This is a genomic window from Tabrizicola sp. M-4 (assembly GCF_051132405.1).
In the GTDB taxonomy this organism is placed as follows: Bacteria; Pseudomonadota; Alphaproteobacteria; order Rhodobacterales; family Rhodobacteraceae; genus Paragemmobacter.
Map to the genome: position 1 here is coordinate 305,492 of NZ_CP128607.1, position 20,306 is coordinate 325,797.

Genomic DNA, 20,306 nt, shown 5'->3' on the forward strand with positions numbered 1-20,306 from the left:
CATCCCATCCGGGCGTGGCCCAGCAGATGATGAGACAACCGATGAAAGACAGCGATTTCGGCACCCGGGACAAGCGGGGCCACTGGACACCGAACAAGCGCCCGCAGCGGGCTCCGATCTTTGTCTGGCCCTTCCAGCCCATCAAGTTCCTGAAGTGGCTGCCCGGCTATCTCTGGCCGTGGAACCTTGCCTATTTCGCCGTGGCCCTCCTGTCCTGGATGTTCCTGACGCCGGATCTCGCCCGGATGCAAAGCTTCGAGATCGGCTGGATGCTGGCCATCCTTCTGCGCAATGCCGGATGGACCTTGCTCTTCTACGGCGGGTTCCACCTGATCCTCTATGTCCAGCGCCGGCAGGATACGAATTTCAAGTACAACGCGAAATGGCCGGACAGTGACAATCCGACCTTCCTCTTCGGAAGCCAGAATGCCGAAAACATCTTCTGGACATTTTGCAGCGGCGTTCCTGTCTGGACGGCCTTCGAATGCGTGATGTGGTGGCTTTACGCGAACAACCTTGTTCCCTTCCTGTCCTTTGCCACGCATCCCCTGTGGTTCGTCGCGGCGCTGATCCTGATGCCCGCCTGGCGCGAGCTGCACTTCTACCTGATCCACCGGCTGATCCATGTCGGGCCGCTCTATCATCTCGTCCACAAGGTGCATCACAAGAACGTCAATCCCGGCCCCTGGTCGGGCATGTCGATGTCGACGCTGGAACATCTCTTCTACTTCTCGGGCGTGCTGATCCATTTCATCGTCCCGCTTCATCCCCTCCATGCGATGTTCCAGCTCATGCATGCCGGTCTGTCTCCGGCGAAGTCCCATGTCGGCTTCGACCGGATCGTGACCTCGGACGAGGCGGCCATAAACACCGACAATTTCTACCACTACCTGCACCACAAGTATTTCGAGGTGAATTACGGGGAACGCCGTATCCCGCTCGATGAATGGTTCGGCACGGCGCATGACGGCTCTCCCGAGGCGGACGAAGCCATGTATCGGCGCATCCGCGCAAAGAAGCTGGTGCGCTGAAACAGCGTCAATGAAAGGACAGAGACATGAATGCAGGAAGCGCCGGGGAACAGGCCGGGCAGTGGGTTCCGGCCTGCCGCGTCGATGACATCCCCCTTGAAGACGTGATGCGTTTCGACTTCGACGGCAGAACCTTCGTGATCATCCGGTCGGCGGAAGGGGAATTCTTCGCCATGGATGGCCATTGCTCGCATGAAAGGATCCATCTTTCGGGCGGTCTTGTGGATGGCGACATCATTGAGTGTCCGAGGCATTTCGGCACATTCGACTATCGCACAGGTGAATCGCGTAAGCTTCCTGCCTGTGTCGATTTGCGGACTTATCCCGTGCGAGAGCACGATGGTCAGGTCTTGGTCTTCATTTAGTTGCCAAAAGCCTTTGGCAGCATCACTCCGGTAAAACGCGCTTGGATGTTCTTACTCGTTGCGTGCTGCCCGCCATTCAGAAGGGCCTGTTGCATTAGCTGGTTCGGGCCGTTCGACATGGCGGGACAGTGCGGTGGCTCTGTGGCACACTGTCAGGGATCGCGCATGGCGGTGCCCAACTCAAAAGGGGATGAAAATGGCGGGCAAGCCGCATACGCCTGAGAGCAAGCGACTTGCTCCTCCACTGGCGTCGTTCGGATCACGCGCTCGACCATGCCATGCTGCTGCGGGCAATGCGGCGTGATTTCATTTCACGCCATCGGGGCGAAACCTATCCGCCAGCAGGAAACTCATCAGCCTTTCCGAGGCACGGCTGGGGTTCAATTCCCCCGGATGTAGATCATATCCCCATCCGCTTGGCAGACGCTCGGGAAACGGCGCCACAAGGGTTCCTCTTTGCAGGTGGATCTCAGCCAGGGAGACAAGCGTGATTGCGCAGCCCAGTCCGGCAACGGCCATCTCCAGCGCGACGTTGGAACTGTCCGTGCGTAGCCCTTTGCCCAGCGGAAGATCACAGAGGCGGTGATGAAGGGCAAAGGCTGCCCAATGCTCTTGGCGACCCAGCACATGGATCAGACCGAAGCGTTGGATGTCATTCGGTGTCCGGATGCCGTCTTCGCCTTCCGTGAGGCTGGGGGCGCAAACCATGACCAGACATTCCTCACCCAGGCTGTGACCCACGAGTGGCTGGCTATGGTGGCGTGGGGTGATCCTGAGGTCGGCAATCTGGTCGCTTGTTTCCGACCAGATGGTCGCATGGACCGTGACATTCACTTCGGGATTTTCCTCCGAGAAGCGGTGCAAGCGTTGTGGCAGCCAATTGGTCGCAAGAGAGGCGGGACAGGCGAGCGTCACCTCCTGTCGATGCGGGACGGTCAGGATCTGCGCGGTTGCCACCTCGATCTGGTTCAAGGCCTGTCGGAGCGTTGGCAGGTAGGATGCAGCCACCTCGGTAAGGTTCAGGCTGCGCGGCGCGCGATAAAACAGCGGTCGGCCAATATACTGTTCCAGCGCACGGACATGGCCGGATACCGCCGCCTGCGTCAGACCCAATTCTTCGGCGGCCTTGGTAAAACTAAGGTGGCGGGCCGACGCCTCGAAGGAGCGGATATAGTTCAGGGGTGGCAGTGATTTCATGGCAGTATCCCTCCACGGCAGGATAACCAAGGGCTGGCCCTTCGGCCATGGTGGACAACCAAGAATATTTTGGGTCCAGCACCGCGTTTCGTTTTCGTGAACCGATGCTTTCTGTCGCCTATGCTCATTGCCAGCAGGCAGGCTGGGTCTTTGCCCTGAACGGATTTCCAAAGGAAGAACGATGCGTGATGCAAGGCGCGGGCGGCGGGGCGCGGCAGGGTCTGTGATACCGCAACTGTCGTGGGAACGGGTGACCAACCCCTATGATCCCCTCGCGATGCTGTCGGCCGAACAGATGGAGGATTTGCACGACACGTCGATCCGCATCCTGAAGGAGCTGGGGATAAAGGTCATGGGCGAGAATGTCCGCGGCCTGATGCGACGGGCCGGGGCCGATGTGGACGCCGAAGGGATCGTGCGGCTGGATCAGGACATCGTCGATCACGCGCTGGCTACGGTGCCGCGCAGCTTTTCCCTGACCCCCCGCAACCCGGCGCGGCGTGTTCATCTGGGCGGCAGGGACCTGGTGTTCGGGCTGGTCGCGGGACCACCCAACGTGCATGACCGCATCAAGGGGCGCAGGTCTGGCAACCTCGAGGATTACTGCAACTTCATCCGGCTGGCGCAGCATTTCAACGTCATCCACATGATCGGCAATCAGGTGACGGCCCCGCAGGAACTGCCTGCCAACAACCGCCATCTTGATACGTATTTCGCCAATCTCACCCTGTCGGAACTGTCCTTCCATTGCACCGCCATCGGGCGCGGGCGCGCCATGGACGGCATCCGCATGATGGCCATCGCCCGTGGCGCGACGCTGGAAGAGATGGCGCAGGAACCGGGTGTCACCACGATCATCAGCGTCAACTCGCCCCGGCTGTTGGATGATGCGATGGGCGACGGGCTGATCGCCATGGCGGAACACGGGCAGCCTGTGACGATCACGCCTTTCACCCTGATGGGCGCCATGACGCCGGTCAGCCTGCCCGCCGCGATGGCCCAGCAGAACGCCGAGGCGCTGTTCGGTGTGGTCCTGACCCAACTCGTCCGCCCCGGCGCACCGGTAATGTATGGCGCCTTTACCTCGAACGTGGACATGCGCTCTGGCGCTCCCGCCTTCGGCACGCCTGAAAACGCAAAGGCAAATGTCATCGCAGGGCAGTTGGCGCGGCGCTATGGCCTGCCGTACCGAACATCGAATGCCAATGCGTCGAATGCCGTCGATCTTCAGGCCGCCTATGAGACGGCGATGGCGACATGGGGTGCGGTGATGGGGGGGGCCAATCTCATCTACCACGCGGCCGGATGGCTCGAAGGCGGGCTGACGGCCAGCTACGAGAAGCTGATCCTCGACGTCGAGATCCTGCAAAACATGGTGGAATTCCTGCGCCCCGTGAAATGGGACTCCGACGAGCTTGGGTTCGACGCCATCCGCGACGTGCCTGCGGGGGGGCATTTCTTCGGCTCGGCCCATACCATGGCGCGCTATGAACGGGCCTTCTACACCCCGATGCTGTCCGATTGGCGCAGTTACGAGAACTGGGCCATTGCAGGTGCCAAGGATGCCGCACAACGTGCGACCGACCTGTGGCAACAGGCGCTTGCCGAATACGAGGAACCGGCGATGGAAGCATCGCGGCGCGAAGAACTTGAAGCCTATGTCGCCAGACGGCGGGAAGAGATCGGACATGACGAGCCCTGAGCAGAAACTGAAATCCCACGCGCAGGCGGTGGTTATCGGCGGCGGGCTGGTCGGCTGTTCGATCCTTTACCACCTGACAAAGCTGGGCTGGACCGATGTCGTCCTGCTGGAACGCTCCGAACTGACCTCCGGCTCGACCTGGCACGCGGCGGCGAATATCCACGGTCTGCATGACAGCACCAATATCAGCCGCCTGCAGCATTATACGATGGGCCTTTACAAGGAACTGGAGGCCGAGACAGGGCAGGGCTGCGGCATCTTCCAACCCGGAAGCCTCTACCTCGCCCAGACCGAGGAGCGCGAGCATCAGTTGCGGCTTCAGGCCGCCAAGGCCCGCTATTACGGGATGAATTTCCACGAAGTGACGCGGGACGAGGCCGAGCGGCTGCATCCCCTTGTGGATTTCGACGGCATCCGCTGCATCATGTTCGAACCGCAGGGCGGCAATGTCGATCCTTCGGGCGTGACGATGGCCTATGCAGCGGGGGCGCGGGCGCGGGGGGCGCAGATCCACCGCAACTGCCCGGTCACGGCCACGCGGACGCAACCTGACGGATCGTGGATCGTGGAAACCCCGATGGGCGACATCCACACCCAATGGGTGGTCAATGCCGCCGGCCTCTGGGCGCGCGAGGTGGCGCGGATGGCGGGGATCGAACTCCCGCTGATGCCGACGGAACATCAGTATTTCGTCACCGAAACCATCGCCGAGATCGCCGCAATGGACCGACGCCTTCCTTCGGTGGCGGATCGTGATGGGGAATACTACCTGCGGCAAGAGGGAAAGGGCCTGCTGGTTGGCGCCTATGAGCGCGACATGCGCTTCTGGGCCGAGGAGGCTACACCCGCCGGCTTTGGCCATGAACTCTTCGCCGACGATCTGGACCGGATCGAACCCAATATGATGCGCGCCATCGCGCGCGTTCCCGCGGTCGGCACGGCGGGGATCAAGCGCGTCATCAACGGCCCGATGATCTGGTCACCCGATTCCTCGGCCCTTTTCGGCCCTGTGCCGGAACTGCGTAACTATTTCTGCTGCAACGGGATCATCCCCGGCTTTTCGCAATCCGGGGGACTGGGCCTCCTCTCTGCGGAATGGATCGTCGAGGGCGAACCGAAGCTTGACATGTTCGGCTGGGATCTCGCCCGCTTTGGCGCGTGGGCGGGGCGCGATTTCACCAAGGCGCGGGTGCGCGACCAATATGCCAACCGCTTCAAGATCCACTTCCCGAACGAGGAACGCGCGGCTGGGCGTCCCGTCCGCACGCGCCCTGTCTACGGGCGTCAAAAGGCCATGGGGGCGGTGTTCGGGCTGAACTATGGGTGGGAACATCCGCTGTGGTTCGCCGCCGAAGGTGAACCGCAGGAGGAAACGGTTGGCTTCGAACGGCAGAACTGGTGGGAACCCGTCGGGCGCGAGGCGCGGATGCTGCGCGACCGGGCGGGGCTCATCGACATCTCGAATTTCGCGCGCTACCGCATCACAGGCCCCGGCGCGCGCGACTGGCTTGACGCGCTGCTGGCCAACCGTATCCCGTCCGTGCCAGGGCGCAGTTGCCTTGCCCCCCTGATCGGCAAGCGCGGCGGGATCGCGGGGGATTTCACCGTCACCTGTCTTGCCGAGGACGATTTCTTCATGGTCGGCTCCGGCATGGCCGAACGCTACCACCGCCGCTTCTTCGATGCCCTGCCCCTGCCCGCCGGGACGCAATGGCACAGCGTGACCGAGGCGATGGCAGGCTTCAACGTGGCAGGCCCGCGGGCGCGCGACCTGCTGCAACCCCTGACCAAGGCCGACCTGTCCAACGCGGCCTTCCCCTTTGCCCGTGCCGCCCGCATCACCGTTGCGGGGATCGACTGCATTGCCCTGCGCCTGTCCTTTACCGGCGATCTGGGGTGGGAACTGCACTGCGCCGAAACCGATCAGCCCTCGCTTTACGAGGCGCTGCTGGCGGCGGGTGCGCCCCTTGGCGCAGGCCCCGTGGGCAGCCGCGCCCTGATGAGCCTGCGGGTGGAAAAGGGCTATGGCAGCTGGGGGCGGGAGTATTCGCCCGAATACTGGCCGCAGGAAACAGGGCTGGCCGGGCTGATCCGCATGGACAAGGATTTCCTGCACAAGGCAGCCTATGCCGCCATCGCGGCCCACCCCCCGCGCGAGGTGCTGCGGATCATCGCCATCGACGCCACGACCGCCGATGCCACCGGAAACGAGCCGATCTTCGACACGGCGGGAAAGCCTGCGGGCAAGGTCACGTCAGGGGCCTATGGCTATCACGTGCGACAGTCCCTTGCGCTGGCCTATCTGCGCCCCGACATCGCGGCAGGAGCAGAGCTGTCGGTCATGGTTCTTGGCCGCACGCATCGGGCGATCGTTCTGTCCGGTCCTGCCTTCGATCCCGAAGGGCGGCGCCTCCGTCTCTGAACCGTCTGCTTCAGATAAGGCGAAGGGGCCGGGAACCCGGCCCTTTCTCTTTGCTGGTTCCGCCAGAACTCAGCCTTCCAGCCAGACCTTGCCCAGATCCATCTCGAAGGTCTGATGCACACGATAGCCCTTAACGCGTGGCGTGTTGTGCGAATAGACGTTCTGCCAGAAGGGCTGGATCAGGATGCCGTCATCCTGCAGCATCGCCTGAAGCTCCGCCATGATGGTGCGGCGTGCCTCCACATCGGCCGTGGCAAGGGCCTGTGCCAGCTTGGCGTCAAATTCGGGGTTGGAATAGGCGCTTTCGTTCCATGCCTCGCCCGACCGATAGGCAAGTGCCAGAACCTGCACGCCCAGGGGACGCATGTTCCAGTTGGTCATCGAGAAGGGGTATTTCGTCCAGTCGTTCCAGAACGTGGCACCCGGCATGACGGTGCGCTTGATGTTGATGCCTGCGTCACGCACCTGCGCGGCGATGGCATCGCAACTGGCCTGATGATAGTCCTGATCAATCGAGATCAGGTCGAATTCATAGTCCGACATACCCGCCTCTGCCAGCAGGGCCTTGGCGCGTTCCGGATCGCGGGACTGTTTCGGCAGTTCGGCATATTCGGGATGGATCGGGCTGACATGGTGGTTCTCGGCCACCGATCCGCGACCTGAAATGCCCAGTTCCAGCACGATGGCATTGTCGACGGCCGCCTGGATGGCCTGCCGCACGCGCTTGTCGGTGTAGGGTTCCTGCTGGACGTTCATCCGCGCCACGATAGTATTCGCCGTCGCGATTTCGTTGCGGATCAGGCCGAGAGCGTCAAGTTGGTCGATGAAATTCTCGCTGGACTGCTGGTTGAGGTCGATGTCACCCGCCGCCCATGCGTTCACCTCGACCGTGGGATCGTTGCCCAGATCGGTGAATTCGATGGCATCCAGATAGACCTCGCCTCCCCACCAGGCGCCATTCGTGCGCCGCACCAGACGCGCCGCCGAACCGACGGCATGGCTTTCCAACTCGAACGGGCCGGTGCCGATGGGATTGGCGGCAAGGTTCGATCCCGTCTCTTCATAGCTGCGATGCACGATCAGGGCCGGGTAATCTGCCATGTTCGGGATGATGGCGATGTCGGGCGCCGACAGGTTCAACTGCACGGTCAGGTCATCGACCTTGACGATGGCCCCGTCGCGCGCCTTGCCGGTCGTCTCGTCGATCAGGGCAGAGAAGCGCGAGGCCATCGAATTGCCCTCGGCCCCGCGATCGCACCAGCGGGTAAGGTTGAAAACCACGTCATCTGCGTTGAAGGCATCGCCATTGGTCCAGGTCACGCCAGGGCGCAGGCGAAGGGTATATTGCGTGGCATCGGCATTCACCTCCCAGCTTTCCAGAAGCTTGCCTTCGAAGGTGAAGTCCGAGGTGTACTTGACCAGCGGCTCCAGGAATTGCCGTTCCAGATTGGCGATCTGCGACCAGTCGGCGGTGCGGGGGTCCTTCAGTTCCATCACCTGCATGCCAACGCGCAGGGTGCCGCCACTGACCGGCGTTTCCTGCGCGGCGGCGGGGGCGGGCAGGCCCAGCATCGCATAGGCCGTCGCCGTCGTGGCCCCGAAGGCCGTGGCGATGGCAAGGAATTCGCGGCGGCTGACGGGATCGCGGCCCGCCGTCCGTGCCGCGCTTTCCAGATGGCCGGGTAGCGGCTTGCCGTTTCGGTCGGTGTGGATCATGGCAGGTCTCCTTGTTGGACGGGCGGTTTGGCCACCCTTTGGTCAGGGTTGATGCAGGGCTTCGATGGCTTCGGGTGTCATGTCGCGGACGCGCGCCCATTCGCGGGATTTCGGGCTGTTCAGCAGGCCGAGCGGATCAAGCCTCTTCTTCCACGCCAGATGGCGGTAATCGGCCTTCTTCATCCCACCCTCCTCGATGATGCAGGAATGGGGGTCCGAGGCAGGGCAGCCATGCGCCTCGTAGATCGACATGATCTCGTAAAGCCGTTCGTCGGTGGTGTATTTCACCAAGGGCAGGTCAAAAGAGACAACCTTGCCCCCCATCCGGGCGAATTCGTGATGCATGAACACGTCCTCGCCCAGCACAGCCCGCAGTTCGACGACCTTGGCCACGTTCACGGGGGCCGGGAAAAGGATCTGCAGGTAGGTCACCTTGCGATCCGACTTCAACGCCTGAAGCGTGGTGTGGTTGTAGGAGAATTCAAAGACATGCGGCAGCTTGCGGGCGATGCGTTCGGCTTCGTCCATCGCAAGATCAAGACTGCCGCCATGGGCTGCGACGAGGGCGCGGAAATCGTCCATCTGGCCCCTGGGGATCAGCGTGACAAGCATCGCGCGATCCGGCGGCACGATGCCTTTCAGTCGGTCGAAATAGGTTCCGATGCGGGCATCCAGCGTCGAACAGAGTTTGCGGCGGATGGTTTCCGACGTAGCAAGGTTGATCGCCGCGCCGTGACAGTCAGGATAGCTGTCGAAGGTGACGATGCAGCCGATCCAGTCTTCGGTCGGCACGGTCCGCAGCGTCAGTTCCGTGATGACGCCATTGATGCCCCAGGCATGATGGATCAGGTTGATGGCATCGCCGCGGAACACCTCTTCCCTTGGTTCGGGCTCGACGGACAGCACGCGGATTTCAAGGATGTTTCCGGCATCCCGCAACATTCCGTGGCTGACAGTGCCGATGCCTGCCGACCCGCCAGAGATGAAGCCGCCGATCGTGGCGATGTCCTGGGTTGAGGGGAAGACCGGCAGTTCGCGCCCCCGCGCCTTTAGCGCGTCGTTCAGGGCAAGGATGTTGCAACCGGCCTCCACCCGGACGAAATCCGGCCCAATCTCGATGACCCGGTTCAACCGCGTGGTTTCAAGGATGAGGCCGCCTTCAAGCGGCACGGACTGGCCGTAATTGCCGGTGCCACCGCCACGCACGGTCAGGGGAATGCGATGGGCGGCGGCGACGGAAAGGCAATGCCTGAGTTCGGCCACCGTCGCGGGCTGCGCCACCAGATCCCCGAAACAGCCCTTCAGCTTGCGGTCAAGGATGGGGGAATACCAAAAGAAATCACGGCTCCGCTTCTTGACCAGCACCGGTTCTTCGATCAACCCGACCGGGGAAAGGGCCAAGGCAATGCCTTCCCAATCGAGGGATGTCTTGCCGGAAATGCTGGTCATGGCCATGCCTGCCCATAGGATCAATTCCGGCAAGCCTAGGGTGCGGCCGACCCCGACACACGCAAGCAAAACAAGGCCGTGATCCAAAGGATTTCTGCGTCATCCGGCAGGGGCGGCGATGATGTCCCGCAGCGGAACACGATGCGGCAGGTAGGACAGGAGTTCCGGCACGGTGCGCGCCTCGGCCAGCCAGAGCGCCGAGGCCGGTAGCTGGTCGATATGGGCAGGCCGCGCACCCATGGCGGCGGCAGCTCGGGTCGAGACAAGGGGAAGATGGGCGGCAAGCGGGGCAGTCAGATGCAGGGCCGGGACCGCCGCCGAAAGCGTGGCCAAGGGATCGTGACGTCCCAGCGGGAAGAAGGCATCCTGCACGTTGTCGGTCCCGAGGCAGGTCTGCACGCCGACCTCTGCGGCCTCTATCAGGCGGGTGATCCCGCGGCGGTCTGGCGTGCCTGTGCCGCGCGATTGCAGAAACAGGTTTGTCGTCGGCAGGGCGCAAAGCGCGATGCCGGCCCGCGCCATCGCATCCAGCAGACGCGATAGCGCGTCGCCGTCCATGTCCATCAGGCTGACGGCATGGCCACAAAGAACCGATCCCTTGAACCCGGTTCGCAGCGCCATGTCGGCAATAAGCCGAAGACCGTCAAGGTCTCGGCCCTGACCTTCGTCAACATGGAAATCAAGGTTCAGTCCGAACTCTTCGGCAAGACGGAAAGCCGCGGCAAATCCCTCTGCCCGCCGATCGTGGCCAAGGCACCAAGCGCCAAGAACACCCCCCGATTGCGCCATCCGTGCCGCGATCCGGGGGCCTGCATCAGGATCGGCGAGGATGTCGATCGCAGGCAGGCAGGAAAGCTGAAGATCGACGCGGCCGCGCCAATCCTGCGCCACTTCGGACAGGATGTCCCAGGCGCGGGGAACGCGCGTCGGGTCCGCGCCATGGCCCCAGTCCACATGACTGCGGGCAAGGCCGACACCGGCGGCCAGCAATTCCTGCATGGCCCGCTCCGCGCGCAGGCGCAGGTCGCCATCCGTCCAGTTCGCCTTGTCGGCCTCTTGCGCGTTGATCGCCGAAAGCAGGTCGCCGCCGAAATCGGGCAGACGGTGGATCGTGTAGGCCTTGTCAAGATGGAGGTGCGGTTCGATCAGCGGGGGAAGGACCATCCGGCCATCACAGGAAAGGATGCGCGCCTCGGCCGGATGCGACCGGGTGAACCCGAGAAGGCGGTCATCGTGGATCAGAAGATCGCCATGCCGCAGACCATCACGTCGCTCCCCCCCGAAACGATCAGGCGAGGAAAGCAGACTTTCGGGACAGGCGACGTTCCTCAGCAGATGGAACATGGCTGTCACGGACGGAACGCGGCGAAGGCCACGATCAGTTCGGCAAGTCGTGCCGCGGCGGTGCCAAGCAGCGCCTCGCCTTTCTCGGCGGTCGCAGCAGCCGCATTGCCGATCGCGCCTTGCGGATTGAGATCGCCGATCAGCCAGCCGGGGCGCATCGGCGCGTTGCCAAGCCCGAGGTCGGGATGGTCCACCTGCCATTTCCGATGCGCGGAGGTGAAATCTTCGGCAAACGGCATCCTGACCTTGGTGGGAAAGGCGGCCAGCATCGCCGACGTCTCGACATCGCCGCCATGCAGGCCGTTCCGGGCCTCGTCCCTGCCGACGATGGCTTCCGTCTCGGCCAGATCGTCCCAGGCGACATGCGCCGTCACAAGGCCGAATCTCTCGCGGATGTCGCGCACGGCAATCTCCAGAATGGCGCGGTTGCCGCCGTGGCCGTTCAGGATCAGCAATCTGCCAACCCCGGCAAGGGCGACGGATCGGCCAATGTCGGACAGAAGCCGCGACAGCGTATCCGACGAAAGCGAAAGGGTGCCGTGAACGGCAAGGTGTTCGTTGCTCTTGCCTATGGGAAGCGCGGGAAGGGCAAGGGCCGTGACACGATCAGCCAGCAGGGGCATGGCTCGTGCAAGGACGGCCCCCACCAGATCATGGTCCACGGACATCGCAAGATGGGGTCCGTGCTGTTCGACAGCGCCGATGGGAAGGATCGCCACCGCCGATCCACGGTCAAGCGCGGCGAATTCACGGGCCGTCAGATCGCCCCAGGGGCCTGCATAAGGCATCGCTCCTCCGTCACAGGGGGATGCGCGCGATGCGCGCGCGCACCCGATCAACAAAGCGCCTGCGGTTGGCATCGGTCTGGGTGTCCATCTCGTGCAGTCCCAGCCAGAAGGTCCGCGTGCGCGGCGCCGTGCAGAAACGAAGGCCGCGCAGGATGATCCTGCGTCCCGGCACCCCCATCAGGAATGTCCAGAACCACCAAGGCGATCCAAAGGTGGTGATGACGCCGATCAAGCGGACATTGGTCAGGGCAGGGCGCATGGGCGCGTCAACCGTTGGGATGGTAAAGGTGACACCGGGTCGCCAGACACGGTCCATCCATCCCTTCAGGATGGCGGGCTGCGAATACCACCATGTCGGATAGACGAAGATGATGCCCTCGGACCAGCGCAACAGGTCGATATGCGGGGCCACGTCAGAGGGGCAAGGACCGTCATCGTGATAGTGCCGCCGTTCATCCGCGTTCATCACGGGATTGAATCCCTCGGCATGGAGGTCGATCAGCCTGACCTCATGCCCATTCGCCTTTGCGGTTTCCACAGCCAGATCGCAAAGGGCGCGGTTAAAGCTTTCCGGCACGGGATGCGCGTGGACGAAAAGAAGCCGCATCAGGCCGTCACCCCGGCACGGTTCAGACGGCGCATGGCATGGAACAACACCGCCATGATGATGATGGCACCGCCCAGCAAGGTGCGCTGGCCCGGATGCTCGCCCAGCACGACCCAGACAAGAAGCGGGCCGAGGATAAGTTCCAGCAGCGTGATCATCGACACTTCAGGCGCGGCAAGATAGCGCGGCCCAAGCAACAGCAGCCCCGCCGCCAGCGGAACGATCACCGCCCCCGACAGAAGGATCAGAAGAAGGGTCGCCGTATCGACAGGGACGAAGTCGGCGAAAGGCAGTGCCAGCACGCCCCCGAGCATCGAGCCGAGCGCCAGATGCGGCAGCATGTTCCGCCTGCCTGCCTTTCGCAGGGTCACGTAATAGGCGGCGATGGTGATTGCGTTGATCAGGGCGAACAGGTCGCCGATCAACCTCCCCTGACCCAGACTGCCCGAGGCGATGACGATCACGCCAAGGGACACGAATCCGATCGCTACAGCGGTTGTGCGGTCGATGCCTTCCCGCAGAAACAGCCATGACAGAACGGCCGCGATGAAGGGGGCGCTGGCCAATACCAGCAGGGCATTGGCGACCGAGGTGTATTCCATCGCCGAACACCAACTCAGCACGCCCGCCGCATTCAGCAAGATGACGGTCATCCCGGTCCCATCAAACCACTCCCCTTTGGCCGGCAGGCTGTTGGGGACCAGCAGGGCATTGCCGACAAGCAGGACGATGCCCGCCAACAGCCCACGCCAGAAGGCAAGTGCCAGCATGTCACCCCCAACCAGCCGCATTACCAATGCATCCGGCACAAAAACGGCAACGCCGGCAAACGTGACCATGATCCCGAATGCACGCGGGTTGCTTTCGGAAAGACCCAGCATTCAGTTTGACCCAAAAAGCCTTGCGAGGAAGGCATAGAACCATTCGGCCTGCCTTGCATCGTGGTCCAGCATCAGCGCGTCCTGTTCCGCCCGTGTCTGCGCCCCAGGCTTGCCATAGGCCGCCCAGGGCGTTGACTGCCACCGGCGAAATCCCTCGATCGTGCATTCGGGATGGAACTGAAAGCCAAAGGTCCTGTCGCCGATCCTGAAGGCCTGGTTCGGGTAAAGCGGGCTTGTGGCCAGATGCACCGCGCCGTCAGGGATGGCGAAGGTGTGGTAATGTGCCTGCGTCATGTAAAGCGTTTCGGGCAGCAGGTCGCGCCCCTCTTCCGTGGGCGAGACAGGGTAATAGCCGAATTCATGCAGCCCGCTTGCGGGTGGGCCAACCTCTGCCCCCATGACACGCGCGATCTGTTGCGCCCCCTGGCATATCCCGAGAAGCGGCACGGCATTTGCCATGCAGGCCCTGATCCAGTCCGCCTCGGCCCGCAAGAACGGGTGGCGGTCCTCCTCGAACACGCTGAACGGGCCGCCATAGATCACCGAACCCGCGATGCTTGCATCAAGCGTCGGCAGCACATCCCCCTTGAAGGGGCGCAGAAGCACAGGGTCAAAGCCATTCATGACGGCAAAGCTGACCACCCGGTCATCCGGTGGATCGTCACCGTGTCGAACGAGGACCAATTTCCGTGCGGGCATGGGGGGCTTCCTGAGGGTTTGTCTGACGGGCTGTAAGCCACAGCCGCATGATAGGGAAAATGCGGCGTCACGGTTCAAAAGGAAAACGTGGTCGTGAGCCCGGAATTTCTTGCGCGCTTCCGGCAAGGACTGCCGATAGTTTGGCACAGAGGACCCATGCCGCACAGAACCTTGAACCCTCCCAGGATACACCCGCCCCTTGCGCGATACTCCCATGCGGTGTTGGTGCCGGGCGCGTCGAATATCCTCCGGTCTTCCGGCCAATTGGGCATTGCCGCAGACGGACAGATACCCACGACGACCGCTCTGCAACTTGCGATCATCTTCGCCAATATCCGTGCCATTTTGACAGAGGCAGGGATGGAACCTCGCAATATCTGTCACATGACCGCCTGGTTGACGGATCGTGCCGATCTTCCGGTCTACATGTCCGCCCGCGACGATTTCCTCGGGACACAAACCATGCCGGCGGCGTCCACACTTTTGATCGTGTCAGGATTCTCGCGGCCGGAATTCAAGATTGAGGTCGAGTTTATGGCATCGATTGATCACTCGCCGTGATACCTTATGGGCATGTCGGGGATCAGCAAGAGCCAGGTGTCGCGGCTCTGCGAAGAGATCGACGGCAAGGTGAAGGCCTTCCTTAACCGCACCCTCGAAGGCGAGTTGCCTTACCTGTGGATCGACGTGAATAGCCCCATGTTTCCTGGACGTCTTCTTCGCTAACTTTGAGGCAAGGAGGCCATGATGGGCGCAGGCAATTTCACGGACGAGTTCAAGCGTGACGCGGTCGCGCAGATCACGGAGCGGGGCTACCCGATCAAGGAGGTTTCGGAGCGGCTCGGGGTCAGCCTGCATTCGCTCCATGCGTGGAAGCGCAAGTTCGCGAAGGCGGCCACTGGCGAGACCGATAAGGATGTCGAGATCCGTCGGCTGAAGCGCGAGCTGGCGCGCGTGTCGGAGGAGCGAGACATTCTAAAAAAGGCCCTGTACTTTCTTTGTTGATTCGAGCTCAAGTTACTCTTGGGGTGCGTCACTTTCGGTCGTATCAGAAACTGGGTCACCAGAAGCTGCCAAGAACTGCGCCTCAACCTGATCGCCCCACCTCACCAAATACCATTCCATTTCCTGACGGCCTCCAGCGCGGAAACGGACCATCAGTGATCCGTCTTCCAGACGCTCGGTCTTCTGTTTCGGATGGAACACATATCCAGCAGCTTCATCGGCGACCTCAGGCAGAAAGCGCCAGACGACGTCCTGCGGTTCCTCGCGCCAGACGCCGAAGCTTTCGGACAACCACTCCTGCAGATCGAACTCTTTGGGGCGTTCGTAGACATCGGGCTCCAAAGAAATCCGTTCGAAACCAGCCAGTGCAAACAGACGCAGATCGTCCTGATATTCACTCCAGGCCAACAAGTATTGGCGCCCCTGACCAAATAGCATCGCAATCGGGCCGAGCCGGGTATTTCGTGAGAGTTTTGCGGTGCCACGAGCGCGGTGGTCGGCGGAGACCATGACCCCTGCAAGAATTGCCTCCCGAAGTGCGGAGAGAATCTCAGAAGGGATTCTTTCACGCGGTCCAGGTCGAAAGGCAACACCATCGGCCATCAGTTGCGCTTCAAGGTCAGCGGCGATCTTCCGGCGGCGATCCTCGCGGAACATGGCCTGCACCTTTGTCAGCAAGCGCTCCAGCGTGTCTGCCGTCAACTCATCCCCCTCGCGCCGTGCAATGGCGGCTGCGCGGTGCCCTGCGGTCAGCTCATCGAGCGTCGGCTCGACCATGCGGCCCAATGAGCCGGGCGGAAAACGCCAGTATTTTCGTCCGTTTTCTCCTGAGATCTCTTCTATCTGGGGGTCGGGCGCGTTAAGCGAGATCCTTGGCCTGCCCGAAAGCGTTGTTCCCGTGGCCTGGCTTTGCCTCGGCTACGTCGAGGAGCTTTACGACCAGCCCGAATTGGCGGCTAAGGGTTGGGCAAGCCGCCTGCCGCTGGAGCAGTTGATCTATTGCGACGCTTGGGGTCAGTGCGAGGGGGCACGGGATGTCCCGTCAGACGTGACGCCGCCTGCTTGCTAGTATCGCGGCAGGCCGCATGGTGCCCTGTGAAAGGATTGCCTTCCGTCATGCGCGACTGGCATTATCCCTTGCCGCCACGACGCTGATCACCACCCAGATCGCCAGGCGCAGCGCCATCGCACCCATCGTCCGCGCCTCGTATGCAGTCCCGCGCCAGACCTCCAAGAGAAACACCGCAAAGATCGCTCCGGTCGCAAGGGTGATGGCGATGGCAAGGCCGGATGCCCAGCCAGTCCGAAACCAAAGCCCCAGACCCGCGATGATGTAGGCAAACCCTGCTAGGAAGTTGAACCACAGAACGAACGGGACGACGGCCCCCATGTCGGCGCCACCAAAAAGGGCGCGGCCTCCAGAAACGATGGTCAGGAGACCGAAGACGATTGCGACAACGGCGACGGCCGTCAGGGGCTTTCTGCGGGCGGGCATGGCCTTCTCCTTGGTTCAGCTGTTCACGAGACGACCATCGCGCAGGTGGATCAGGCGGTCGAAACGGTCGAAGATCTTTTCATCATGCGTCACGGCTATGATGCAGGCCTTCTGGTCGCTGGCGAGCTTTCGCAGAAGGTCCATCACAAGTTGCGCCCGACTACTGTCCAACGCAGCCGTGGGTTCATCGGCCAGGATGATCCGGGGGCGGTTCGCCAGCGCGCGGGCAATGGCGACGCGTTGCGCTTCGCCCCCGGAAAGCAGGGCCGGCTTCACCTTGGCCCGATGCCCGACTTCAAGGTAATCAAGCAGTTCGCGTGTCCGTGCTCGGCCTCTTTCGGCAGTCCAGCCCGCAAGGTCCAGCACGACCGAGACGTTCTCTTCGGCGGTCAGGAAGGGCAACAGGTTGTGCGCCTGAAAGATAAAGCCGATCTTGTCCAGGCGCAGCCGTCGCAGATCGCTGCGGAGCCATTTGCCGTCGAACACCGCATCGCCATCCAGTTCGACCCGGCCCGCGGTCGGGGCAAGAATGCAGCCGATCACGTTCAGCAGCGTCGTCTTGCCCGAACCGGACGGGCCCAGCAGCGCGATGACTTCGCCGACATGCACCCGCAGATCCACGGACCGCAAGGCATCGACACGGGTTTCGCCTTCGCCATAATGCTTGGCGACGCCCCGCACATCGACCAGAATGTCGCCCGGCGCCATGGGTCAGCCCCCGAGCGCTGTGGCAGGGTCAACCTTCAGCGCCGCGCGGACGCCAAGACCCGAGGCGACAAGGCAGACCATCAGGATGATGCCTGTCAGCACCAGCGCATTGAACGGCTCAAGCACAACGCGGCGGGGAAAGCTGTCCTTGACCAGAAGGATCAGGGCCAGCCCGATCCCGAGGCCAGAGATGCCAAGGATCAGCGCCTGTTGCACGATCAGGCCCACGATGGTTCGATCCGGGGCGCCGATCAGCTTCAGGGTAGCGATCTGCTTCAGCTTCTCCATGGTCATTGTGTAGATGATGAGCGCAATCACCACGGCGCTGACAGACAGCAGGATCCCCAGGAACAGACCGATCTGGCGCCGCGCCCGGTCCACCACCGAGGCAAGCAGAAGCTGCTCCTGTTCACCTTGGCTGAGGGCGGAGAGGTGTTTCCATTGCCGAACTGTCGCGGTCAGAAGCGCCACATCTGCACCGGGCTGCAGCCGGGCAACAACGGCGGCCACCGTCGGTGGGCGCAGGCCGCCATCGCCCCGGGCCGCCTGCACCCGGGCAGCGGCCGGGTCCATCGCCGTCTGCAACGTCAGTGCATCAGCCAAAGTCACATAGACCGCCGGATCGCCGCCTGAGTTCATCGCATCCTCGACCAATCCCACGACGGTAAAGCGGTCGCGTCCCAGCCGGATGGTCTCTCCGGGCACCAGACCGGTCTTGCGGTCTGCCAGCAGTTCAAAGTGGCTTCTGCCCAGCCCCCGCCCTTCGGTAATGCGCTGCGGTCCGCCGGGACGACCGGGTTCAAAGCCGATGACATAGAGCCGCAAGGTCCCGCCGGCATGGCTGGCCTCGATCGTTTGGTAAGTGATGGCCCCGGCCTCGGCCACTCCGGGCATGCGGGCCACGGCGTCCCGGGTCGTGGCCGGGATGCTTGACGCTTCGGCAAAGGGGCCTTGTGTGCCAGCCTCGACCACCCAGACATCAGCGGCAGGGGCCTTCACGACGGCCAGGGCATCGGCGACAAGGCCGTTGTAGATGCCGATCATCGCCAGCACGACCGTCATCAGAAGCCCAAGTCCCAAACAGGTCAGGACAAAGCGGAAGAGACCGTGGCGGATATCCTTGATGGCAAGGTTCATGGCGCGGCTCCGATGCGGGCAGGCCGACCTTCATCCACGCCTTGCAGCGGGACGGCCACGACCTGCGCAGCATCGGGCAACCCGCCCGTCACTTCCACCCGGCCCCGGTCGTCACGCGCGCCGAATGTCAGGTCGGCGCGCGAAAGCCTACTGTCCTGGACGATCCAGACCGTGCCGCGATACCCGTCGAAGCCGATAATCGCCACTTCAGGCACCATCAGGGCCGTGGCGCGTGTGGCAGTCAGGATGCGCACCTCGGCTTGTTCGCCCAGAAACATTTGCTGCGGGCAATCCGAGCAGGTCAGCCAGACGCGGCGTTCCTCATTCACCCGGTCGCTTTCCACTCCGATGCGGGTGATCGTGCCTGTGAATTCGCTGGCAGGCTGAGACCGCAGACGGATGGTGCCGGGCTGGCCAAGGGCCAGCTGACCAGCGCGTTCTTCGTCAATGTAGGCCTGAATCCAAATCGTATCGGGGTCGATCAGGGTAAAGATCGGATCGCCTGACCGAACCACGGCCCCGGTTTCGGCCAGGCGTGTCACAACCAGCGCATCAAAGGGTGCGGTCAAGCGGTGACGGTCCAGCAGCGTCTGTTCAAGTTGCAGGGCAGCGACTGCATCCTGCCCTTGAGCGCGAATGACGGCGAGTTCCGCTTCGGCAACTTTCACGTCAGCACGAGCGACGTCTTCATCTCGCTGCGCCTCCTCCGCGCGCTGGATGGATGCGGCTTCCTGTCGGGTCAACTCGGCCTGCCGGCGGTTGGCCGCCTCGCGCTGCGCCAGGATTGCCGTGGCGCGGAGGACAGCCGCTTCGGCCTTGGCCTGATTGGCAGCGTTCGCCGCCACGGCGGCCTGGGCACGCGCGAGCCGCGCCTCCTGCTCATCCTGATTCAGCGCGGCCAGCGCTTGCCCCTGTGCCACGCGGTCACCTGCATCGACCGTAAGCGACATCAGTGTTCCGCTGGACTCAAATCCTACGCGCGCCAGTACCCTCGCCTCGACGGTTCCGAGCCCGTAGATGCGAAGGGCCACATCGGTTTCGGGCTGCACGACCGCCACCGTCAACGGACGCTCGGTCAGGTACATCGCTCCTGCACCGATGCTCAGGGTCGCCACCACCGCGATGATCCAGATGGTCCGCATCGGTCAGCCTCCTTCCACCCCAAGCAGGTGCAGCTGGACATCCAGAAGGCGCAGCCCTTCGGCCTGCAGGCCAAAGTCGCGCGCGCCCAGTGACCAGCGGATCGCCACCCCCTGCACCAGGGAAGTCAGCAAGACCGCCACATCCGCCGCTGCAACGTCATCGCGCAGGGTATGGGACTGCTGGCCCAGCTCGACTTCGCGCATAAGATGGCCATGGAAAGCGGTCAGCCGCCCGTGGAATGCCGTGCGCAGGGCCGCGTTCTCGACATTCAGTTCGCGGGAAAACAGCAGCATGGGCATCGCGGGTGTTGCTGCGATCTGGTCCAGTTGCGCCCGGATCAGGGCCCTGATCCTGTCAACCGGCAGCTCACTCAGTGCCACAGCCGCATTCCAGGCATGGGTCAGCGTTTCGGCCACCTGGTCGGCCACGGCACTCCACATTGCAGCCTTTGTTGGAAAATGCCTGAACAGGGCAGCCTGCGTCACGCCGACTTCGTTGGCGACGGCGCCTGTCGTCACCCGGTCCGGGCCGATCTGGTCGGCCAAGGCTAGGATCGTTTCCACGATTTCGGCCTTGCGGAGATCTGACGTCTTGCGCATCGATTCATCCAAGAAAGT

General features: G+C 62.8%; 20 protein-coding genes and 2 pseudogenes. 8 read left to right on the top strand and 14 right to left on the bottom strand.

All coding sequences use genetic code 11. The features are described from left to right. Positions 1–41 precede the first annotated feature (41 nt). Entirely contained in the window at positions 42–1,031 is a 990-nt protein-coding gene (locus tag TabM4_RS21575) for a sterol desaturase family protein (protein WP_434622366.1), read from the top strand. 26 nt (positions 1,032–1,057) lie between these two features. After that, positions 1,058–1,396, top strand: a complete 339-nt coding sequence (locus TabM4_RS21580; protein ID WP_434622368.1) for a MocE family 2Fe-2S type ferredoxin — start codon at positions 1,058–1,060, stop codon at positions 1,394–1,396. Positions 1,397–1,702: 306 nt separating this feature from the next. Here TabM4_RS21580 and TabM4_RS21585 read toward each other — a convergent pair whose 3' ends face one another. Continuing rightward, positions 1,703–2,623 carry a LysR substrate-binding domain-containing protein gene (locus tag TabM4_RS21585; protein WP_434622370.1) on the bottom strand — a complete coding sequence of 307 codons (921 nt, stop codon included), beginning with the start codon at positions 2,621–2,623 and terminating at the stop codon, positions 1,703–1,705. Between the two features lie 151 nt (positions 2,624–2,774). Between TabM4_RS21585 and TabM4_RS21590 the strand changes: the two genes are divergently transcribed. Beyond that, positions 2,775–4,295, top strand: a complete 1,521-nt coding sequence (locus tag TabM4_RS21590) for a trimethylamine methyltransferase family protein (protein WP_434622372.1) — start codon at positions 2,775–2,777, stop codon at positions 4,293–4,295. 7 nt (positions 4,296–4,302) lie between these two features. Further along, positions 4,303–6,717 (top strand): GcvT family protein, encoded by a 2,415-nt coding sequence (locus tag TabM4_RS21595; protein ID WP_434622834.1) that lies wholly within the window; start codon positions 4,303–4,305, stop codon positions 6,715–6,717. Positions 6,718–6,786: 69 nt separating this feature from the next. On the opposite strand, the gene TabM4_RS21600 is transcribed toward TabM4_RS21595, so the two are convergent. From TabM4_RS21600 to TabM4_RS21630, 7 genes are all read right to left on the bottom strand, one after another. Next, positions 6,787–8,433: an ABC transporter substrate-binding protein gene (locus TabM4_RS21600; protein WP_434622374.1), complete on the bottom strand. Its 1,647-nt coding sequence runs from the start codon at positions 8,431–8,433 to the stop codon at positions 6,787–6,789. A 42-nt stretch (positions 8,434–8,475) separates the two neighbouring features. Next, complete coding sequence (locus TabM4_RS21605; RefSeq protein ID WP_434622376.1) at positions 8,476–9,888, bottom strand: FAD-binding oxidoreductase; 1,413 nt, start codon at positions 9,886–9,888, stop codon at positions 8,476–8,478. A gap of 93 nt (positions 9,889–9,981) precedes the next feature. Next, entirely contained in the window at positions 9,982–11,226 is a 1,245-nt protein-coding gene (locus tag TabM4_RS21610; protein ID WP_434622836.1) for an amidohydrolase family protein, read from the bottom strand. A gap of 5 nt (positions 11,227–11,231) precedes the next feature. Beyond that, complete coding sequence (locus TabM4_RS21615; protein ID WP_434622378.1) at positions 11,232–12,014, bottom strand: creatininase family protein; 783 nt, start codon at positions 12,012–12,014, stop codon at positions 11,232–11,234. 10 nt (positions 12,015–12,024) lie between these two features. After that, complete coding sequence (locus tag TabM4_RS21620) at positions 12,025–12,621, bottom strand: NAD(P)H-dependent oxidoreductase (RefSeq protein ID WP_434622380.1); 597 nt, start codon at positions 12,619–12,621, stop codon at positions 12,025–12,027. Beyond that, positions 12,621–13,460, bottom strand: coding sequence for a DMT family transporter (locus TabM4_RS21625; protein WP_434622381.1), 840 nt, complete (start codon positions 13,458–13,460; stop codon positions 12,621–12,623). The genes TabM4_RS21620 and TabM4_RS21625 overlap by 1 nt, the downstream gene beginning before the upstream one ends. 42 nt (positions 13,461–13,502) lie before the next feature. Next, entirely contained in the window at positions 13,503–14,201 is a 699-nt protein-coding gene (locus TabM4_RS21630; RefSeq protein ID WP_434622383.1) for a glutamine amidotransferase-related protein, read from the bottom strand. Between the two features lie 156 nt (positions 14,202–14,357). Between TabM4_RS21630 and TabM4_RS21635 the strand changes: the two genes are divergently transcribed. The 3 genes and pseudogenes from TabM4_RS21635 to TabM4_RS21645 form a co-directional block, all read left to right on the top strand. Beyond that, entirely contained in the window at positions 14,358–14,762 is a 405-nt protein-coding gene (locus TabM4_RS21635) for a RidA family protein (RefSeq protein ID WP_434622385.1), read from the top strand. Positions 14,763–14,768: 6 nt separating this feature from the next. Next, positions 14,769–14,888, top strand: a pseudogene (locus TabM4_RS21640) (transposase); the annotation flags it as partial. 60 nt (positions 14,889–14,948) lie between these two features. Continuing rightward, positions 14,949–15,185 (top strand): annotated as a pseudogene (locus tag TabM4_RS21645) (transposase); the annotation flags it as partial. A 33-nt stretch (positions 15,186–15,218) separates the two neighbouring features. Here the strand turns inward: TabM4_RS21645 and TabM4_RS21650 are convergent. Next, positions 15,219–15,983 (bottom strand): helix-turn-helix transcriptional regulator, encoded by a 765-nt coding sequence (locus tag TabM4_RS21650; protein ID WP_434622387.1) that lies wholly within the window; start codon positions 15,981–15,983, stop codon positions 15,219–15,221. Positions 15,984–16,104: 121 nt separating this feature from the next. Between TabM4_RS21650 and TabM4_RS21655 the strand changes: the two genes are divergently transcribed. After that, complete coding sequence (locus tag TabM4_RS21655; RefSeq protein WP_434622389.1) at positions 16,105–16,275, top strand: hypothetical protein; 171 nt, start codon at positions 16,105–16,107, stop codon at positions 16,273–16,275. 45 nt (positions 16,276–16,320) lie between these two features. Here TabM4_RS21655 and TabM4_RS21660 read toward each other — a convergent pair whose 3' ends face one another. From TabM4_RS21660 to TabM4_RS21680, 5 genes are read right to left on the bottom strand one after another with little or no spacing between them, the layout of a single operon-like run. Further along, a complete protein-coding gene (locus tag TabM4_RS21660) occupies positions 16,321–16,701 on the bottom strand; it encodes a hypothetical protein (RefSeq protein WP_434622391.1) in 381 nt (126 codons plus the stop codon). Between the two features lie 15 nt (positions 16,702–16,716). Next, positions 16,717–17,409 (bottom strand): ABC transporter ATP-binding protein, encoded by a 693-nt coding sequence (locus TabM4_RS21665; RefSeq protein ID WP_434622393.1) that lies wholly within the window; start codon positions 17,407–17,409, stop codon positions 16,717–16,719. Between the two features lie 3 nt (positions 17,410–17,412). Next, positions 17,413–18,546: an ABC transporter permease gene (locus tag TabM4_RS21670; RefSeq protein WP_281470245.1), complete on the bottom strand. Its 1,134-nt coding sequence runs from the start codon at positions 18,544–18,546 to the stop codon at positions 17,413–17,415. Then, entirely contained in the window at positions 18,543–19,688 is a 1,146-nt protein-coding gene (locus TabM4_RS21675) for an efflux RND transporter periplasmic adaptor subunit (RefSeq protein WP_281470243.1), read from the bottom strand. Before TabM4_RS21675 ends, TabM4_RS21670 begins: the two co-directional genes overlap by 4 nt. Before the next feature lie 3 nt (positions 19,689–19,691). After that, positions 19,692–20,288 carry a TetR/AcrR family transcriptional regulator gene (locus tag TabM4_RS21680; protein ID WP_434622396.1) on the bottom strand — a complete coding sequence of 199 codons (597 nt, stop codon included), beginning with the start codon at positions 20,286–20,288 and terminating at the stop codon, positions 19,692–19,694. Positions 20,289–20,306 lie beyond the last annotated feature (18 nt).

Bases quoted from the DNA above. Each gene is read 5' to 3' on its own strand.
- TabM4_RS21600 (WP_434622374.1), bottom strand. From the start codon at position 8,433: ATGATCCACACCGACCGAAACGGCAAGCCGCTACCCGGCCATCTGGAA.
- TabM4_RS21665 (WP_434622393.1), bottom strand. From the start codon at position 17,409: ATGGCGCCGGGCGACATTCTGGTCGATGTGCGGGGCGTCGCCAAGCAT.
- TabM4_RS21625 (WP_434622381.1), bottom strand. From the start codon at position 13,460: ATGGTCACGTTTGCCGGCGTTGCCGTTTTTGTGCCGGATGCATTGGTA.
- TabM4_RS21660 (WP_434622391.1), bottom strand. From the start codon at position 16,701: ATGCCCGCCCGCAGAAAGCCCCTGACGGCCGTCGCCGTTGTCGCAATC.
- TabM4_RS21580 (WP_434622368.1), top strand. From the start codon at position 1,058: ATGAATGCAGGAAGCGCCGGGGAACAGGCCGGGCAGTGGGTTCCGGCC.
- TabM4_RS21650 (WP_434622387.1), bottom strand. From the start codon at position 15,983: ATGGTCGAGCCGACGCTCGATGAGCTGACCGCAGGGCACCGCGCAGCC.
- TabM4_RS21675 (WP_281470243.1), bottom strand. From the start codon at position 19,688: ATGCGGACCATCTGGATCATCGCGGTGGTGGCGACCCTGAGCATCGGT.
- TabM4_RS21670 (WP_281470245.1), bottom strand. From the start codon at position 18,546: ATGAACCTTGCCATCAAGGATATCCGCCACGGTCTCTTCCGCTTTGTC.
- TabM4_RS21575 (WP_434622366.1), top strand. From the start codon at position 42: ATGAAAGACAGCGATTTCGGCACCCGGGACAAGCGGGGCCACTGGACA.
- TabM4_RS21590 (WP_434622372.1), top strand. From the start codon at position 2,775: ATGCGTGATGCAAGGCGCGGGCGGCGGGGCGCGGCAGGGTCTGTGATA.
- TabM4_RS21630 (WP_434622383.1), bottom strand. From the start codon at position 14,201: ATGCCCGCACGGAAATTGGTCCTCGTTCGACACGGTGACGATCCACCG.
- TabM4_RS21620 (WP_434622380.1), bottom strand. From the start codon at position 12,621: ATGCGGCTTCTTTTCGTCCACGCGCATCCCGTGCCGGAAAGCTTTAAC.
- TabM4_RS21610 (WP_434622836.1), bottom strand. From the start codon at position 11,226: ATGTTCCATCTGCTGAGGAACGTCGCCTGTCCCGAAAGTCTGCTTTCC.
- TabM4_RS21680 (WP_434622396.1), bottom strand. From the start codon at position 20,288: ATGCGCAAGACGTCAGATCTCCGCAAGGCCGAAATCGTGGAAACGATC.
- TabM4_RS21605 (WP_434622376.1), bottom strand. From the start codon at position 9,888: ATGGCCATGACCAGCATTTCCGGCAAGACATCCCTCGATTGGGAAGGC.
- TabM4_RS21635 (WP_434622385.1), top strand. From the start codon at position 14,358: ATGCCGCACAGAACCTTGAACCCTCCCAGGATACACCCGCCCCTTGCG.
- TabM4_RS21615 (WP_434622378.1), bottom strand. From the start codon at position 12,014: ATGCCTTATGCAGGCCCCTGGGGCGATCTGACGGCCCGTGAATTCGCC.